Origin of the sequence: Paenibacillus sp. 37 (assembly GCF_008386395.1) — a bacterium.
Classification (GTDB): Bacteria; Bacillota; Bacilli; order Paenibacillales; family Paenibacillaceae; genus Paenibacillus; species Paenibacillus amylolyticus_B.
Window position 1 is genome coordinate 4,875,438 of sequence record NZ_CP043761.1, and the last position, 16,872, is coordinate 4,892,309.

Consider the following 16,872-nt stretch of genomic DNA (forward strand, 5'->3'; position numbering starts at 1 on the left):
CATCCTGATTAATTAAGTTCTAGAACACCAATAAACATAGCCCGCCCATAATACATGCCACACCTATCCAGCGTAAAGGGCCCACTGTCTCTTTAAATACCAACATCGCAATGATGAGAGTCCACACATATGTTAATGCGTTCGCAGGCAACACTACGGTTAAGGGAAGAAACTTCAACAACACAATATTCAGCAACGCTCCGGTTCCGTAAAATCCGAGTCCCATGAGTACATGCAGGCGATTGCGACTGGATGCATAAGCTTTCAGTCCGGCCCCGCCCAGTGCACCACACAACGTCATGACAATTAATACGGCAACCATCCAGCTATCGATCAACACTGGTTAATGTCACCCCGATTCCAAGCAACACAACTGCTGCCAGCTTCTGCACCGTAATTTCTTCCCCAAGCAAAAAATATCCATAGATTAAGGCAAATACGTAGCTGGCACACATCAGAGGATAAGCAACAGAGAGTTTTTCCAGAGCAAAAGCTTTAATCATCAAAATCGCTCCAAGTCCATAACACAGAAAACCAATACCCAGGTAAATCCACTCGGTTAGTCCCCATTTCCAAAACAATTGACCCGTTGCTGTCAGAAAAGCGGAAACGAGCATCAACCATTTACCGGTATGACGCGAATTTATTTCCCCCACGTTAATGCCTCCATGTCCGGAACACGCTTGTTAATAAAGTATCGTTGACTCACTAGCTGCATGACTGGAAGGTCAGATAATGAGTCCGAGTAGGAACATGACTGGTCATAATCAATGACCATATTTTTCTCACTCAGATAAGCCTGAATTCGGCGTACCTTCTCTTCCCCTTTGCAATTGCTGCCATCAATTCTGCATGTGTAACCACTCTCATGTCGGACAAGTTCAGTTCCAATGACATGATCCACCCAGGGAAAGTTTTTAAAGTATTTCATATAGGCATGCGGAGATGCGGTTACCAGCAAGACATGATAGCCTGCTTCTTTACGATGTTGCATCTCTACACTGGCCTCGGCAAAAATGGATGTACGCAAGCGGGTATCAAAGAAATGTTCGAGATCTTTTTCAGACATACGCTCAATTTCTTGAAAGTAGGATCGTTTGACTTGTTCAACCGTCATGAAGCCTGCCTTGAATAACACGGTATGTAATGCAATGACAGGTAATCTCCATACCTGCCACGGGTAACGGCGAACACCGTAATGCACAAATTGAAACATGGAATCACTGCGTATGATCGTTTTATCAATATCGAAAATTGCGACTTTCGTGCTTTTCACCCTGATCCCCCTCAGCCTTTATTCAAAGATTGCAAAGATTGTAATAACACTTATCACGTACAACATAACCGTAATTAATATGGGCTTGTCCTCAAATAGCACTCGATCGGGCGAGCCACCTTGGTTCTTCATGTGGATTAGATACAGATAACGGAACATGCCATAAATGACCAGTGGAATTGTCCACATCAGGTGAATGGTCCGATCTGAAGTGAATGTGAACAGGGAATAACTGATAATCGTAGCTGTCGTCACAATCGTATTGAATTGATCCAGTAACGTAATGGAGTAGTTATCCAAAACCTTACGATGCGATCCTGTATTTCCCTCAAGCAACGTAAGTTCATTTCTGCGTTTGCCAATGGCCAGAAATAACGACAACAGCATTGTACAGATCAAAAACCATGGTGTGAACGGCACATGGATCAGCACACCACCTGCAATGGCACGAAGTACAAACCCGGCTGCAATGGTCATCATATCCAGAATAACGAGATGTTTCAGCACAAATGAATACGATACATTCAACAGGAAATAGACGATACATAACACCCCGAATAGAGGGTTCATCATGAAGGCCGTTCCTACGGAAAGGATTAATAGAATAATGCCAAACAACAAAGCATGACTCGGATTCACCTGCCCAGAAGCCATAGGACGATACTTTTTCACCGGATGCTGTCGATCCCTGTCCCGGTCTACAAAGTCATTTAAAATATACACACAGCCTGCAACAAGGCTAAATAGAATAAAACCGAGCAACGTCGCAAGAATGGTTTCAGCCCGAATCTCCTCAAAAGAGAATAATAACGCAGCAAATAACAGCAGATTTTTAGTCCACTGTTTGGGTCTTAACAATCTGAATAATCCTGACACTGTACTGCCTGTTCCTGTAGCCGGTGAAGACACCGTACTTGTTCGTGATGATAACAATTGTAATAACTCCCTTCAAAAACAACTTCTGTATATAACAAATAACGTAAAGATCTAATCATATGTTGCTTGTATAATTTTGTAAAGGGAGTAAATGAAAAAAATCTAATATGGGCATAAAAAAGAGACCGTTTCCGGTCTCTTCGTTAGTACGTGATTTAATCATTGGGTAATACGATTAAAATTCGAATTGTACGTCGCTCAGACGACGTTTGATCTCAGCAATAACACGTTTCTCTTCCTCTTCACCCTTCGCCTCAAAGGTTACGGAGAAACGAACAAAGTTACCAGCATCATCCCAAGGTACGGATGAGATCAGTTTCTCACGGATCAGGAATTGGGAGAAATCTTCGCCAGATTCGAAGCGACGTCCGCCAACCACACCTTTTGGTGCTTCTACATACAGGAAGAATGAACCTTTAGGTTTTTCAGCCTGGAAGCCCAGTTCGTTCAATGCGGCAACGAGCATATCGTGACGACGGGAATATTTCTCTGCAATTTTTTCCGTAATTTCAGGGTGATTCAATCCATAAGCAGCAGCCTTTTGAATCGCGATGAACTGACCGGAGTCATTGTTGTCCTTCACGTCGCTGAATGCTTTGACTACAAGCGGGTTACCCGCTACGAATCCGATTCTCCAACCCGTCATGTTGTAGGACTTGGATAGCGAGTGCAGCTCTACGCCGACATCCTTCGCTCCAGGTACCGACAGGAAGCTGAACGGTTTTTTGCCATCATACGTCAATGCTGCGTATGGAGCATCATGTACAACCACAACATTGTATTTCTTAGCCCATTCCACAACTTCAGTGAAGAATTCCACCGTTGCACTTGCGCCTGTTGGGTTGTTCGGGTAGTTCAGGTAGAGCAACTTCGCACGTTTTGCGATGTCTTCCGGGATAGCCGTCAGATCAGGCAGGAAGTTGTTCTCTTTCGTCAATTGAATGTTGAACACTTCTCCACCCAGATACTTCGTATGTGTACCCATAACCGGGTAACCTGGAACGGTCATGATCGTCACATCACCCGAATTGATGAAGCATGAAGGCATCATCGCCAAAGCCGGTTTGGAACCAATGGAGTGTACGATTTCAGTATCTGCATCGATACCTTCTACATTGAATACGTTTTTCAGATAAGAAGCAGCAGCAGCTTTGAATTCTGGAATGCCATTGTCGGCATAACCACGGTTCTCAGGTCTGGAAGCTTCTTCTGCAAGTGCAGCTACAATGCCTGGATCAGCCATTTCGTCAGGTTCACCTACACCAAGGTCAATCAGTTCCACATCGGGAAAATCTTTTTTGGCCGAAGCTTTGGCACGTTTGATTTTCTCGAATTTATAAATGTTCGTGTCTTTACCATAGTTGGAGCCACCGATACGGTCGGCAAAATTAGTCTGAATGTAAGTTTCTTGATATTTATCGATACTCATAACGTTGTTCATCTCCTCATTTGACGCAAATTTCTACACTTTAATATGAAGCATTTGCGTAATCAAAGCCATGGACAAAGTATCCGAACATTTGTACTTTCTTGGAGCTGTTAACGACTGCGTAGCGATGCAAGCACGTCTTCCATATCTTGCGGAATCGGAGCTGAAAATTCAAGGTATTCTCCCGTTGTTGGATGCACAAATCCTAGAATAGCCGCATGAAGAGCCTGTCCTTGCATTTTGATGCCTTTATTCCGTCCATAAGTTGGATCTCCTACAAGCGGATGACCAATAAATTTCATGTGAACCCGAATCTGGTGAGTACGTCCTGTCTCCAGTTTCAATTCCAACAAGGTGTAATCATTAATCCGCTCTGTAACGGTAAAATGCGTAACGGCATGTTTACTGTTACGTTCTGTGACCGTATACATTTTGCGGTCATTGGTATCTCGTCCAATCGGTGCATCAACGGTCCCTTGATCATGGTTAAGATGACCATGAACAAGCGCGATATAACGTCTGTTCACCGTATGGTCTTTCAACTGGGCAGCCAGTGATGCATGCGCACGATCGTTCTTGGCAGCCATGATCAGGCCAGATGTATCCTTATCGATACGATGCACAATACCAGGACGCAACTCCCCATTAATACCCGAGAGGTCTTTGCAGTGATGCATAAGTGCATTAACGAGGGTACCCGACGTATGTCCTGGTGCTGGATGCACCACAAGACCACGCTGTTTGTTAATCACGATTAGGTCGCTGTCTTCATATACCACTTCCAGCGGGATATCTTCGGCAACGATCTCAACGGCAGCCGGTTCAGGAATCTGTAGTTCAATCAGATCACCTTCGGATAACTTGGCATTGGCTTTGACTACAGCACCATTTACCGTAACCATTCCGTCTCCGATCCACAATTGAACTTGGGAGCGAGATACGTTATCCACGGCTTCCGTAATATATTTGTCTATTCGTTCTTTTTTATGTTCAGCGGCAACGGTCCATTCCATACGTTCATTGCCATTCATTAGTTCTTCGTCGTTAATCTGTTCCTTATTCGGATTACTCATGATGTTCATTCCCTTCAATCTTCGCGGCTGCTTTTTCGCGCCGTCCTTCAAGCAACGTCTCCACAATGATCAACGCTACACCCATGCAGATTGCCGAATCGGCGATGTTAAAAATGGGAAACGTATAACTTCCAAAATTAAGTTGTACAAAATCTACAACTTCTCCGGTTAATGCCCGGTCAAGGAAGTTGCCAATTGCTCCACCAAGCACCAAACTAAGCGCCACAGGCAGCAATTTGTGCGGGGTATCTTTTACCTTTTGCAAATACCAAATCAAGGCAACGACCACAATCAACGTAACCACGATAAAGAACCAACGCTGGTCTTGCAGAATGCCAAATGCTGCTCCTGAGTTACGATGTGATGTGATGACAAAGAAATTGCCGATGACCGGAATTTCTTCTCTGAGTTCCATCCGGGTTGCAATCAGATACTTGGTTCCCTGATCCAATAAAAATACGATAAAAGCGAGGATATAATACACCACGTTTGTTTGTCACTCCGTTCTTGTCTTTTCCAAACGATACCAGGCTTACGCCAGACTTGTTTATTGTAGCACAGCTGTTTGGAAATCGTCCACGACGCGCTATATCAGCAAAGCTTATGGCAAAAACGATAACATTTCCCTTCTGTAATCTTGCCCTAGATGGCACATCCTACAATAGAGTCAAAATCCGGATTCCAGCATGAAAGCAGAAAGGAGAAAAACATGTCACATTTCACTAACGAACAATTGCAATTTTTACGTTCCCAACTGATGTCCGATAAGCGCGATATTGAACATAGACTTTCGGAAAACGAGCATTATGGCCTTGGAGATTCCCTTAAACTACAGACAGGTGAATTATCACCAATTGATAATCATCCTGGCGACATAGCTACGGAGGTGTATGAACGCGAGAAAGATATTTCCCTGCTGGAACATGATGAATTCCAATTGGAACGTATCGATTCTGCACTGCACTCCATCGAAGAAGGACATTACGGTACATGTGCGGTCTGCCAGCAACCCATCCCTTATGAACGCATGGAAGCTGTTCCCTACACCAAATACTGTAAAAAACATCAACCGGAAACCGTTGTCTCCGAAAACCGTCCTGTAGAGGAAGAATTCCTTGCCCCGGCATTTGGTCGAACCAGTCTGGACGAGCGTGATGATCAAAATGGCTTCGATGGTGAGGACACGTGGCAGATTGTTGAAAGCTGGGGCACATCGAACTCTCCAGCCATGGCTGAAGGACGCGATATCGACAGCTATGATGTTATGGCGATTGAAGCAACCGATGAAGTGGAGGGCTGCGTTGAAGCGTACGAAAGCTTCGTTGCAACAGACATCTATGGTCATGACGTCTCCATCGTGCGCAATCGGCAATATCGCCAGTATCTGGAGAACCGTGAGGGCGAGGGTCTGTTAGAACCAGATATGGAGACGGATGACATTTACTAAATGTAACTTAATATCATTCACGCTTAGTAGGTGTTCATATCAAGCTGACGCTGGACAATGCGCACAATATCAGCGATGTAGTCTCCAACAATGGGAAGATTGAGCGCCCCAAGTAGCTGTAAAACGTAAATAATCGTTGCTGCGAAAAAGGTAAAACCAATCGCGATCCCCACACCTCTTGCGGCTCCAGACAACAAGTTAAGTCCGATTAATTTCCATGGTCTGTTCAGCAATTCTGTGTATTGCGCAATGCGTGAACGTTCCAGTTCATTCGCCAGACGGTTAGTCAGGGTATGTAGCTCTTCAATTTTGTCATGCGAATTCAGATGATCTGATGTTGATGGTGTAGCAGTTTCCGCTTGCTTGTCATGTTCGCTCATGTTTTGGTCAGTTCCTTTGATCAATATAGATTAACTGCACTATAGAATCATTGCCTTTTTGCTTAAAAAACAAACGAGCCCAGAACCAGGGAATATGTCCCTGCCTCTGCGGCTCGTTTGTTTATACTCTATATTCTATCCCTGTTGAATGGGATATGCTCCGAATTACGCTTCGATATAAATACCGATCGATTTGCCTCCGGCTTCAACACGTTCCATGGCCTCATTTGTGCCAAATGTCACTTCGGTTACGAGAACATTTTCACGCAATACATCATCAAACGCCTGAATAGCTTCCTGAAGGGATGCATCCACATCCAGTGTCAAACGTACTCTTTTCTCAATTGGCAGGTCCAGTCGTTTCCGGGTATCCTGCACAGCACGAACCACTTCACGGACCCAGCCTTCCTGTTCCAGTGATGCTGTGATTTCGGTATTGAGCGCAACCGTCAGACCGTAACCTGATGCAGAAGCAAAACCTGATTTAGCCTGCTTATCAACCAATAATTCTTCGCTCGTCACTTGCAGCTCTTCGCCTTCCGGAGAAACGATGTTCAGCACGCCTTCCGAAACCACTTTACGCGTCTCATCGGCCGACATTCCCTTGAAGAAGTTTTGCAGAAATCCTACGTTTTTACCGTATTTCTTACCTGCAACTTTCAGGTTCAGCTTCAATGTAAAGTCAACGAATTCCGCATCATTATGCTCCGTACGGATTCCTTTTACATTGATCTCTTCCTTGATGATCTCTTCATAACTTGCCAGGTCAAATCCTTTATCCAGAGAAACGATCAATTCGGACAGCGGCTGACGTGTCTTGATGCCTGTTTCGTTACGAACGTTACGGGCAAGTTCAACCACGCGGCGAGCCGTCTCCATATCTTGTTCCAGACCTGCATCAATCAGCGATTCATTAGCTACCGGATAGTCTTCCATGTGCACACTCTCACCTGTTGCAAGGTTCAGATAGATGTCTTCTGCCAGCATCGGTGTGAACGGAGCAACCAATTTCGCAGTAGTCACCAGTACCTCAGTCAATGTGCGGTAAGCGTCGAGTTTATCCTCTGTCAGGCCACTTCCCCAGAACCGGTCACGGGAACGACGGATATACCAGTTACTCAACTCATCAACAAATGCTTCAATCGCTTTGGAAGAGTTCAGATAGTCGTTAACCAGCAACGCTTTTTCTACAACCAGGATCAGGCTGTTCAGTCTCGACAGAATCCAGCGATCCAGCTTGTGTGCGGACAGTTGGAACGGGTGCTCCTGTGGATCAAATCCATCAATGGTAGCATAAAGCGTCAGGAATGCATGGGTGTTGACCAGCGTATCCACCATTTTGGATTTGGCTTCGCCTACGATACCTTTGGAGAAACGTTTGCTGTTCCACGGTGCACTGTCAGACAACAAAGCCCAGCGGAATGCATCTGTACCATATTCTTCAATCACTTCCCAAGGATCGATAACGTTACCTTTGGATTTGGACATCTTCTGTCCGTTCTCGTCCAGAACGTGTCCTGTAGCCATAACCGCTTTGTAAGGCGCTTTGCCTGTCAAAAGGGTGGAAACCGCCAGCAAGCTGTAGAACCAGCCACGTGTCTGGTCAATTCCCTCACAGATCATATCAGCAGGATACTGCTGTTCGAATACTTCTTTATTTTCAAATGGATAGTGCTGCTGAGCAAACGGCATGGAGCCGCTGTCGAACCAGACATCGATCACTTCCGGCGTACGTTTCATCTCATATTTGCCACAAGAGCTCATGACTTTAACGTCATCCACATATGGTTTATGCAATTCAAGATTCTCAGGCACATCACCTATCGCACGAGCACGCAATTCTGCAATGCTGTGTGGAGCAAATTGTTCGCCAGTCTCCTCGCACACCCAGATGTTCAGCGGTGTTCCCCAATAACGATCACGGCTGATGTTCCAATCCACCAGATCCTCAAGGAATTTCCCGAAGCGACCTTCACGAACATGACCTGGGTACCAATCCACTTCACTATTGTTGGCAATCAGTTGGTCCTTGATGGCTGTTGTTTGGATAAACCAGCTGTCCATTGCATAGTACAGAAGTGGTGTATCACAACGCCAGCAGAATGGATAGCTGTGCTCATATTTTTCTTTGCTGAACAAACGTCCATTCTCGGACAAGTATCGCACGATATCAATATCACAATCCTTCACGAAACGTCCGGCAAAATCAGTAACCTCAGCAACAAATTTACCTTCCAGGTCCACCATGTTCACAAAGCTGATCCCATTCTCACGGCATACACGGTAGTCATCTTCACCATGGGCAGGAGCCATGTGTACGATACCCGTACCACTTGCATCCGTTACAAAGCCTGCACCCAGAATGATGTTGGCTTTCTCAGCCTGAACGTAGTTGAACGGAGGATCATACGTTTTGCCAACCAGATCGGCACCTTTCAGTGCACCGATGATCTCATACTCACCCTTGGTATCTTTCATCACTTTTTCAACCAGATTGGTTGCCATGATGTACACTTCATCACCTTGACGAACACGGGAGTAGTCCATATCCGGATTCACGGCAAGTGCAACATGTGAAGGCAGCGTCCAAGGTGTTGTTGTCCAAGCCAGTACAAATTCTCCGCTGTCATTCAGTTTAAATTTCGCTGTAGCGCTCAGGTCTTTGACGTCTTTGTACCCTTGTGCAACTTCATGGGAACTCAGTGTTGTCTGACATGATGGGCAATACGGACTCACACGGTGACCACGATACAACAGGCCTTTCTCATGAATTGTCGCCAGGATGTTCCATACACTCTCGATGTAGTTGTTATCAAGGGTGATATACGGGTTATCCATATCCGTCCAATATCCGATACCTTCTGTCAAATCACGCCATTGTTGCTCATACTCGAATACGCTCGCTTTACATTCGTTAATGAATTTTTCCACGCCATAATCTTCGATTTCCCACTTGTGGGAGATACCAAGCTTCTTCTGTACACCCAGTTCTACTGGCAGACCGTGTGTATCCCAACCCGCTTTACGAACAACACGGTAACCCTTCATCGTGTTATAACGACCAACGAAATCCTTGATTACGCGTCCCAGAACGTGACCGATATGTGGTTTTCCGTTCGCTGTAGGGGGTCCTTCATAAAATACGAAGTTTGGCTTGCCCTCGCGGTTTTCGATGGATCTTTTGAATGTATTCTCCGTTTTCCATTTATCTAACACGCGTAATTCTCTGGCACGTGCCTTCTCTTTGACGTCAACTCGTTGCATGATGATTATCTTCCCTTTCTTTGGTTAAATTGTGGACCGTCCACAAAAAGCGTTTCAATCCCCCTAAATCCCCCTTACCAAGGGGGACCCCATAGGCGCTCCGCCCTCTGGACACCCGGGATGGGTTGTCGTTGGGGGATTAGTTGCGCTTATGGGCGTGGGTTTATGTGCGTAGTGGCGGCCATTTTGCGGCTGTTCCCTGCGTGAACGCCGCATGGCCTTGCCGCGAGGCGGGTGTTGCCGGGTGCTTCGCTTTCCCGGCGGGTGGCTCTCTCCATGAGGCACCTTCGGGCCTCATGGGCGTTCGCCTTGGCGAAAACCCTGTTGCCGGGTGCTTCTCTCCCCCGGCGGGTGGGCTCTCTCCTTGATGCACCTTCGGGCCTCATGGACGTTCGCCTTAGCGAACCCGTGTGCCGGGTGCTTCGCTCCCCCGGCGGGTGGGCTCTCTCCTTGAGGCACCTTCGGGCCTCATAGGCGTTCGCCTTGGCGAAAACCCTGTTGCCGGGTGCTTCGCTCCCCCGGCGGGCGGCTCTCTCCTTGAGGCACCTTCGGGCCTCATGGGCGTTCGCCTTGGCGAACCCGTGTGCCGGGCGCTTCGCTCCCCCGGCGGGCGGCTCTCTCCATGAGACCCCTTCGGGCCTCATGGACGTTCGCCTTTTTTGGACACAAAAAAGCCCCGTCCCTGGAAAGGGACGAGGCTATACTCGCGTTACCACCCTAATTCTGTTCATCACAAACCACATCCAGGCAAGCCTGGGTATGCTCTGTCATCAACAGCGCTTATGCCCCGCTATACTACCGCAGGGTGCCGTTATAACGTACGGCTTACGGTTCGGCTTACACACGGCAATCAAGATCACCGCTTCAGCGTCACTTCTCCGGGGAGATATTCGGCTATAACTCATCCATTGGTTTGCACCAACCACCAACTCTCTGAGGGATGAGATCATAACGTACTGAACCCGTCATGGAATCACTATTCATTATGAATATAGTTATAGCCTCTTTGCAGACAAAAGTCAACCAGGCGACAGACTAATAAATTTCTTTCATCTCCCGCTCACGGTCACGCACTTCCTGCTCCCGGCTCTCCAGCACTTCCCAACCATCCTGAGTCAACAGTTCAAGCTGCGCTTCAACAAGCGTGCGGAAACGGGCACGATAAATCGAGGCCTGCTTTTTCAGTTCTTCCACTTCCAAAGCAATTTTACGCGATTTTCCCAATGATTCGTTCACGATCCGGTCTGCATTTTTCTCTGCTTCCTTCACGATCAACTGCGCTTCTTTCTTCGCATTACCCTTCACATCATCAGCAGCTTCCTGCGCAATGATGATCGTTTTGCTAAGCGTCTCTTCAATTGTAGAAAAATGATCCAGCTTTTCCTGAACGGACAGCAACTGATTGCTCAGCTCTTTGTTCTCGCGAATGACGCCTTCGTAATCTTTGATGACTTGATCCAGGAATTCATTGACTTCATCCTCGTCATACCCGCGCAAACGTCGGGAAAATTCCTTGTTGTGTATGTCCAGCGGCGTTAATGGCATGCTGTCCACCTCCTGTTAAAGTTCCTTCTCGTCCAGAGAAGGTTTGCAGCATAAATCTTTGACTTAATGTATATCGGATACACCGCGTATTTTCTACACCTTTATGATAAACATTTCGACAAGAAAGCGGATTTTCCTGCAACAGACTCAGGCAAATTTGCCGATTTTCACTCGGCAGCGCCCTTTTTTAGTCATCCCATCCTGTTCCATAACCTTGAAACGGCCAAATCCCTGAATGGATACGACATCACCCGCTTTTAGCGATTTGGAGGGATCTTCCTCAACTTTCCAGTTGACACGGCAGCGACCAGCTTTGATCGGCACCAGCACTTTACTGCGACTAAGCCGATACACATCTGCACAGATTCCATCCAAACGAAGAGAAGCGACCGTAATGTCCATCGTCTCCAGTTTGCTCTCTGACCATCGCATCTGATCCAAAGGAAGTAACTCTGTGAACACATGTAACCGATGCACCTGATTCAGTTGAAGCGATAAAAAAGCGCCGGTTTCCGCCGCCACCACTGTATGGCAACCGTCCTCCAGCACTTGGATATCCCCGATCTTTCCACGTTTCATCCCAAGCCCGAGCAGGGAACCCATATAGTCCCCATGTTCCAGCTCCGAGATTTTCTGATCATCAGACGTGATACTGAGCACCTGCATTCCCATATCCTCATCATCCAGATACATATAATCAGGTGCAACCAGCGCACGCCTGCGTTCAGCAGCCTCGTAACCACCATCCAGACGAATCTGAACGTCGTTACGACGATTGGCAAGAGTCTGTAAGATAAAAACCTGTCTTGGGTCAAGGAAGTCAGTTAGCTTCATGTCATGATACTTGCCTGCCCGCTCAACCCAATCCGAAGCCTTATCTACAAAATCTCGCTCATCATGGCTAAAATGTTCGTAAATTTCACCGCTCATCTATATCACCCTACCCTAATATGCAAAATACCGGAGTATGGAAATCAGCCCATTAAGCGCGAGTTGGAGAACGATCAGCGCCACAATTGGGGAAATATCCAGCACACCGAACAAAGGGGGGATAAATCGACGGAATGGTCTTAGATATGGCTCCACTAATTTGCCCAGCCATTCACCGATGAAGCTTTCCCGCGCATTGGGAAGCCAAGACATCAATATGTAGACAATGACCATGTAAAAGTAAATCTGGTATAACGTGTACAACACGCTTTCGATCTGATACAAAAGTGGCTCACCTCATTCTGTTATAATCTTGCTCGCTGTCAGCCAGTATTTCCGTAATTGAGCCCTGAATTTCAACCGTATCTGGCGTACAGAGAAAAATGTTTCCGCCGATTTTGGAAATACCGCCACCCAATGCATATACCGTGCCACTCAAAAAATCAATAACGCGCAGCGCTTGGTCCTGGCGAATTCGTTGCAAGTTCACCACAACAGTACGATGCGAACGCAGATGGTCGGCAATTTCCTGAGCCTCGTCATAAGAACGCGGTTCATACAGGACAACTTTAACATTTTTCTGGGAATGAATGCTCACCACATTATTCCCCCTTTGGTTTCTACGTTTATCGAGACTGGAGGTTTCAGCTTCCTGATGTTCAGACTCATTTTCCTCCTGCGCAGCCATTCGTTCACGTTCCACAATCTCTTCCTCTTCCTGAAGTCCGAGGAAATTCATAAATTTATTCATTACGCCCATCGTGAACCCTCCTCTTTTCCTACGAGAATCGATCCTAGCCGTACCCAGGTTGCCCCTTCTTCAATGGCCACTTCAAAATCATTGGACATCCCCATTGACAGCTCAGTCAATGGCTCTGCTGTAAGGGCTTGTCCATTCAATTGATCTCTCAGCTCACGCAATCCACGAAATACGGGACGCGTCAGCTCCGGATCTTCCTCATGAGGTGCCATAGTCATCAGGCCAACGACCTTGAGATTGTTGAACGAACGAATATCACGCAAAAAAGAACTTGCCTGTTCAGGCTGTAATCCATACTTGCTCTCTTCACCCGAAATATTCACCTGCAAAAACGTTTCCACCTGGATGCCAAGTGAAGCTGCTTTTTTATCCAACTCCTTCGCCAATGACAAACGATCCAGTGAATGGATGTAAAGAAACTTGCCAATCACGTCTTTCACCTTGTTTGTCTGCAAATGACCGATAAAGTGCCAGGTACCCTGCTGACCAAAAGCTTCCCATTTGGCCTGTGCATCCTGCCACCGGTTTTCTCCAATATGCTCAAGACCATGATTCAGCACCGATCCCGTTGTTTCAAGTGAGACATATTTCGTGACCGCAATCACATTCACATCATCACGATGACGGTTACTGCGCCGACATGCGTCCTCGATCTTCTGATTTACCTGTTGAATACGCTCCTCCAATGACACAGAGGGTCACCTCTCTTCCAGCCCAATCCAGCTCGCCATCCGCCCTGTAACACCATTTTCCTTCCGATAGGAGAAAAATAGTTCGGGATGACAACTTGTACACCATGTTGTACATTCGATATGATCCGGCATTATTCCTGCTTTCATCATAATGTGTCGATTACATTCTTTCAAGTTTAACATCGTTTTACCGTTATTCACGGCTCGATATGCTTGTTTGGAAGCAGAATCCTTGTATTCATCATTAACCGGGGAATCATCAAACCAAACCCGTACATGCTGCATGACCGCCTCATCCACTTCATAACAGCAATCCCCAATCGACGGACCGATTGCAGCTCGAATGTCCTGCCTACGGCTGCCATACTCCCGTTCCATCGTCTCCACCATGGATACAGCGATACCCGCGACTGTACCTTTCCAGCCGGCATGAGCAAGACCTACCGCCTGCTGTACAGGGTCATAGAAATAAAGCGGAACACAGTCTGCGTAGAAAGAAGTCAGCAGCACACCAGGCACATTCGTGACCAATCCATCCGTATCCTGCAACGCAGATTGACGATCAAGTAATCCTCTGCTCCGATCTTCAGCGGTAATTACTGCGACATGTTTGCCATGCACCTGCTCTCCACAGGTCCAAGCTTCTGCTGCAAAACCAAGCTTCTCGGTTACAAGCCTGCGGTTGTTAAGTACAATTTCAGGGTCATCCCCCACATGATAAGCACAATTGAGCGTAGCATACGGAACTTTTCCAACTCCACCATGCCTCGTCGTAAACCCGACTGACAACTGTTCAAATTGCTGTGTCCAGGGCTCAACATATAATAATAACGGATCAGGACCGAAATCTGAATTCTTGGTCCGTTCAAGTAATTCTTTATCCAATACAAAGGGTTCCATTATCTCACCTCACCACTTCCAGTGTACCAAATGAGCCACATTCTGTCTCCTTTATATCGTGCGACGCTGATTACGTTCCGACCGTTCAATGCGTTCCACTCGCTCTGTGCGGTTATGCTGCTGTTCATCATACAGGCGCGCTTCGCGATCACGCTCGTCATACGTATTTTCCTTCACCCCATCCATCTTCACCAGTATCACATCTGAACCAATCTTCACAATGTTTCTCCAAGGAATGACCAGGTCAGTTCCCCCGCCAAAGAGACCCATAAAACGGCTGTACCCTGGCACAACAATCGCTTCAATTCGTCCCTGCTTCAGATCCAGTTCCAAATCACTGATCTGACCGAGGCGTTTACCATCCGTAATGTTAATGACATCCTTTGTCTGAAAGTCCGAGATTTTCATGCCTCGTGCCGCTACTTCGCTCGTATTTACTTTCATTCATTCCCGCCCCCTGTTATTCCTCTTCTGCCCGTTCTTCACGCTTCTATACAATATATGTTTCAAGGGCGAAAAATGTCCTGTTTTTCATCGAATGTGGAAACGGTCCATAACAAAAAGACGACCAACGGTATACACTGCCCCGATTGATCGTCCTTCTGCCTTTGCATCCTGTTATGACTTTACATGTTTTTGCATCTGCTGTATCGCTGATTTCTCCAGACGTGATACCTGAGCCTGGGAAATGCCAATTTCATCAGCCACTTCCATCTGGGTTTTCCCTTCGAAAAACCGCATCGACAGAATCATTTTTTCCCGCTGACCAAGACGATGCATCGCTTCACGAAGTGCAATTTCCTCGATCCATGACACATCCTTGTTTCTGTCATCGCTGATCTGATCCATAACATAGATCGGATCACCACCATCATGATAAATCGGTTCGAAGAGCGAGACCGGGTCCTGAATGGCGTCCAATGCAAAAACAACATCTTCCTTCGGCACATTCAGTACTTCCGCAATTTCGAATATCGTCGGTTCCCGAGAGTTTTTATTCGTCAGGCTGTCACGGACCTGAAGTGCTTTGTAAGCAATGTCCCTCAAGGAGCGAGATACCCGAATCGGATTATTGTCACGCAGGTATCGACGGATTTCACCGATAATCATCGGCACCGCGTAGGTTGAAAATTTGACATTCTGGGATAAATCAAAATTATCAATGGCTTTCATCAGGCCGATGCAACCAACCTGGAACAGATCATCGACAAACTCCCCCCGATTGTTAAAACGCTGAATGACACTGAGCACAAGACGCAGGTTGCCATTCACTAATTTCTCTCTTGCTGAGCGATCATGGTGTTGCTGAAGGGAATGAAACAATTCCCGCATTTCAGTGTTGGTGAGGACAGGCAATTTTGCGGTGTCCACGCCACAAATCTCGACTTTGTTTCGGGTCATCGTGATTTACCTCCCAAGGAGAAACATTAATGTACATTATCTCCGGGGCAGGCTTTTTTATTCGTACTTGGCACCCTTGCCAGTAATACCCATTCTGACCAATGATGTATTTCAGACCATTTTATTGAACTCTTTGCGGAGTCTTTTAATGATTCTTTTTTCGAGACGAGAGATGTAGGATTGGGAGATTCCGAGGAGATCTGCTACATCTTTTTGTGTCTTTTCTTCCCCATCCGTCAGGCCAAAACGAAGCTCCATAATCATTCGCTCGCGCTCCGTTAATTTTTCCAGTGCCTTGTGCAGAAGTTTTCGGTCTACCTGCTCTTCAATATTCCGATAGATTGTATCGTTTTCTGTACCCAATACATCGGATAATAATAGTTCATTTCCATCCCAATCAATGTTGAGCGGTTCATCAAAAGAAACTTCAGTTCGGATCTTACTATTACGTCTTAGGTACATCAAAATTTCATTTTCGATACAACGTGAAGCATAGGTTGCCAGTTTGATTTTCTTTTCCGGGTCAAATGTATTCACTGCCTTAATCAATCCGATGGCTCCAATGGAGACCAAATCCTCAATATTGATTCCTGTGTTTTCAAATTTGCGTGCAATGTACACCACCAGACGCAGGTTGCGCTCAATGAGCATCGCGCGAATGGCCGAGTCTCCCGAGGATAATTTTTGCAGCAAAAATTCTTCCTCTTCCCGGGTCAATGGCGGCGGAAGTGCCTCACTTCCCCCAATATAATAGATCTCTTCGCTTTTGAGTCCCAATAAAAATAACAGACGGTAATATTGCAGCTGCGCCACCAGTTTCCATTTCACAAGCATGTACG

Annotated in this window: 19 protein-coding genes and 1 other annotated feature; of the genes, 1 reads left to right on the forward strand and 18 read right to left on the reverse strand. The window is 46.5% G+C overall.

Translation table 11 applies throughout. The features are described from left to right. Positions 1–19: 19 nt before the first annotated feature. The 7 genes from F0220_RS20970 to lspA all read right to left on the reverse strand — a co-directional run bounded on the left by F0220_RS20970 (position 20) and on the right by lspA (position 5,201). Complete coding sequence (locus tag F0220_RS20970; protein ID WP_314825574.1) at positions 20–340, reverse strand: EamA family transporter; 321 nt, start codon at positions 338–340, stop codon at positions 20–22. Next, complete coding sequence (locus F0220_RS20975) at positions 327–617, reverse strand: EamA family transporter (RefSeq protein ID WP_090810048.1); 291 nt, start codon at positions 615–617, stop codon at positions 327–329. Before F0220_RS20975 ends, F0220_RS20970 begins: the two co-directional genes overlap by 14 nt. Before the next feature lie 26 nt (positions 618–643). Continuing rightward, complete coding sequence (locus F0220_RS20980; protein WP_149846743.1) at positions 644–1,276, reverse strand: HAD-IB family hydrolase; 633 nt, start codon at positions 1,274–1,276, stop codon at positions 644–646. 18 nt (positions 1,277–1,294) lie between these two features. Then, positions 1,295–2,185, reverse strand: coding sequence for a decaprenyl-phosphate phosphoribosyltransferase (locus F0220_RS20985; RefSeq protein ID WP_149846932.1), 891 nt, complete (start codon positions 2,183–2,185; stop codon positions 1,295–1,297). A gap of 202 nt (positions 2,186–2,387) precedes the next feature. Then, on the reverse strand, positions 2,388–3,641 hold the full coding sequence (locus F0220_RS20990; protein WP_149846744.1) for an LL-diaminopimelate aminotransferase: 1,254 nt from the start codon (positions 3,639–3,641) through the stop codon (positions 2,388–2,390). Positions 3,642–3,751: 110 nt separating this feature from the next. Next, the gene (locus tag F0220_RS20995) at positions 3,752–4,714 is read right to left on the reverse strand and encodes an RluA family pseudouridine synthase (RefSeq protein ID WP_411157702.1); all 963 of its coding nucleotides are present in this window, start codon (positions 4,712–4,714) and stop codon (positions 3,752–3,754) included. After that, the gene (lspA, locus tag F0220_RS21000) at positions 4,707–5,201 is read right to left on the reverse strand and encodes a signal peptidase II (RefSeq protein WP_149846746.1); all 495 of its coding nucleotides are present in this window, start codon (positions 5,199–5,201) and stop codon (positions 4,707–4,709) included. Before lspA ends, F0220_RS20995 begins: the two co-directional genes overlap by 8 nt. 222 nt (positions 5,202–5,423) lie before the next feature. On the opposite strand from lspA, the gene F0220_RS21005 reads away from it, so the two are divergent. Next, the gene (locus F0220_RS21005) at positions 5,424–6,161 is read left to right on the forward strand and encodes a TraR/DksA C4-type zinc finger protein (RefSeq protein WP_036614837.1); all 738 of its coding nucleotides are present in this window, start codon (positions 5,424–5,426) and stop codon (positions 6,159–6,161) included. Positions 6,162–6,184: 23 nt separating this feature from the next. Here the strand turns inward: F0220_RS21005 and F0220_RS21010 are convergent, their stop codons facing one another. The 11 genes from F0220_RS21010 to sigE all read right to left on the reverse strand — a co-directional run bounded on the left by F0220_RS21010 (position 6,185) and on the right by sigE (position 16,867). Next, entirely contained in the window at positions 6,185–6,541 is a 357-nt protein-coding gene (locus F0220_RS21010; RefSeq protein WP_149846747.1) for a DUF5665 domain-containing protein, read from the reverse strand. A gap of 165 nt (positions 6,542–6,706) precedes the next feature. Beyond that, complete coding sequence (gene ileS, locus F0220_RS21015; RefSeq protein WP_149846748.1) at positions 6,707–9,805, reverse strand: isoleucine--tRNA ligase; 3,099 nt, start codon at positions 9,803–9,805, stop codon at positions 6,707–6,709. A gap of 685 nt (positions 9,806–10,490) precedes the next feature. Beyond that, positions 10,491–10,783, reverse strand: a binding site (T-box leader). Positions 10,784–10,840: 57 nt separating this feature from the next. Then, positions 10,841–11,350 carry a DivIVA domain-containing protein gene (locus tag F0220_RS21020; protein WP_017687316.1) on the reverse strand — a complete coding sequence of 170 codons (510 nt, stop codon included), beginning with the start codon at positions 11,348–11,350 and terminating at the stop codon, positions 10,841–10,843. 147 nt (positions 11,351–11,497) lie between these two features. Then, positions 11,498–12,280 carry a YlmH family RNA-binding protein gene (locus F0220_RS21025; protein ID WP_149846749.1) on the reverse strand — a complete coding sequence of 261 codons (783 nt, stop codon included), beginning with the start codon at positions 12,278–12,280 and terminating at the stop codon, positions 11,498–11,500. 15 nt (positions 12,281–12,295) lie between these two features. Then, a complete protein-coding gene (locus tag F0220_RS21030; RefSeq protein WP_036674839.1) occupies positions 12,296–12,565 on the reverse strand; it encodes a YggT family protein in 270 nt (89 codons plus the stop codon). A gap of 7 nt (positions 12,566–12,572) precedes the next feature. Further along, positions 12,573–13,040 carry a cell division protein SepF gene (locus tag F0220_RS21035; RefSeq protein ID WP_017687313.1) on the reverse strand — a complete coding sequence of 156 codons (468 nt, stop codon included), beginning with the start codon at positions 13,038–13,040 and terminating at the stop codon, positions 12,573–12,575. Continuing rightward, on the reverse strand, positions 13,031–13,732 hold the full coding sequence (locus F0220_RS21040; protein WP_149846750.1) for a YggS family pyridoxal phosphate-dependent enzyme: 702 nt from the start codon (positions 13,730–13,732) through the stop codon (positions 13,031–13,033). The genes F0220_RS21035 and F0220_RS21040 overlap by 10 nt, the downstream gene beginning before the upstream one ends. 6 nt (positions 13,733–13,738) lie before the next feature. Next, a complete protein-coding gene (gene pgeF, locus F0220_RS21045) occupies positions 13,739–14,632 on the reverse strand; it encodes a peptidoglycan editing factor PgeF (protein WP_149846751.1) in 894 nt (297 codons plus the stop codon). Positions 14,633–14,683: 51 nt separating this feature from the next. Next, the gene (locus F0220_RS21050; protein WP_149846752.1) at positions 14,684–15,076 is read right to left on the reverse strand and encodes a YlmC/YmxH family sporulation protein; all 393 of its coding nucleotides are present in this window, start codon (positions 15,074–15,076) and stop codon (positions 14,684–14,686) included. 174 nt (positions 15,077–15,250) lie between these two features. Next, complete coding sequence (sigG, locus tag F0220_RS21055; RefSeq protein WP_017687309.1) at positions 15,251–16,033, reverse strand: RNA polymerase sporulation sigma factor SigG; 783 nt, start codon at positions 16,031–16,033, stop codon at positions 15,251–15,253. 111 nt (positions 16,034–16,144) lie between these two features. Further along, entirely contained in the window at positions 16,145–16,867 is a 723-nt protein-coding gene (gene sigE / locus F0220_RS21060) for an RNA polymerase sporulation sigma factor SigE (RefSeq protein ID WP_017687308.1), read from the reverse strand. Positions 16,868–16,872: the final 5 nt, after the last annotated feature.

Bases quoted from the DNA above. Each gene is read 5' to 3' on its own strand.
- F0220_RS21050 (WP_149846752.1), bottom strand. From the start codon at position 15,076: ATGAAAGTAAATACGAGCGAAGTAGCGGCACGAGGCATGAAAATCTCG.
- F0220_RS20990 (WP_149846744.1), bottom strand. From the start codon at position 3,641: ATGAGTATCGATAAATATCAAGAAACTTACATTCAGACTAATTTTGCC.
- F0220_RS21010 (WP_149846747.1), bottom strand. From the start codon at position 6,541: ATGAGCGAACATGACAAGCAAGCGGAAACTGCTACACCATCAACATCA.
- F0220_RS21035 (WP_017687313.1), bottom strand. From the start codon at position 13,040: ATGGGCGTAATGAATAAATTTATGAATTTCCTCGGACTTCAGGAAGAG.
- sigE (WP_017687308.1), bottom strand. From the start codon at position 16,867: ATGCTTGTGAAATGGAAACTGGTGGCGCAGCTGCAATATTACCGTCTG.
- F0220_RS20975 (WP_090810048.1), bottom strand. From the start codon at position 617: ATGCTCGTTTCCGCTTTTCTGACAGCAACGGGTCAATTGTTTTGGAAA.
- pgeF (WP_149846751.1), bottom strand. From the start codon at position 14,632: ATGGAACCCTTTGTATTGGATAAAGAATTACTTGAACGGACCAAGAAT.
- F0220_RS21020 (WP_017687316.1), bottom strand. From the start codon at position 11,350: ATGCCATTAACGCCGCTGGACATACACAACAAGGAATTTTCCCGACGT.
- F0220_RS20995 (WP_411157702.1), bottom strand. From the start codon at position 4,714: ATGAGTAATCCGAATAAGGAACAGATTAACGACGAAGAACTAATGAAT.
- F0220_RS21005 (WP_036614837.1), top strand. From the start codon at position 5,424: ATGTCACATTTCACTAACGAACAATTGCAATTTTTACGTTCCCAACTG.
- sigG (WP_017687309.1), bottom strand. From the start codon at position 16,033: ATGACCCGAAACAAAGTCGAGATTTGTGGCGTGGACACCGCAAAATTG.
- F0220_RS21025 (WP_149846749.1), bottom strand. From the start codon at position 12,280: ATGAGCGGTGAAATTTACGAACATTTTAGCCATGATGAGCGAGATTTT.
- ileS (WP_149846748.1), bottom strand. From the start codon at position 9,805: ATGCAACGAGTTGACGTCAAAGAGAAGGCACGTGCCAGAGAATTACGC.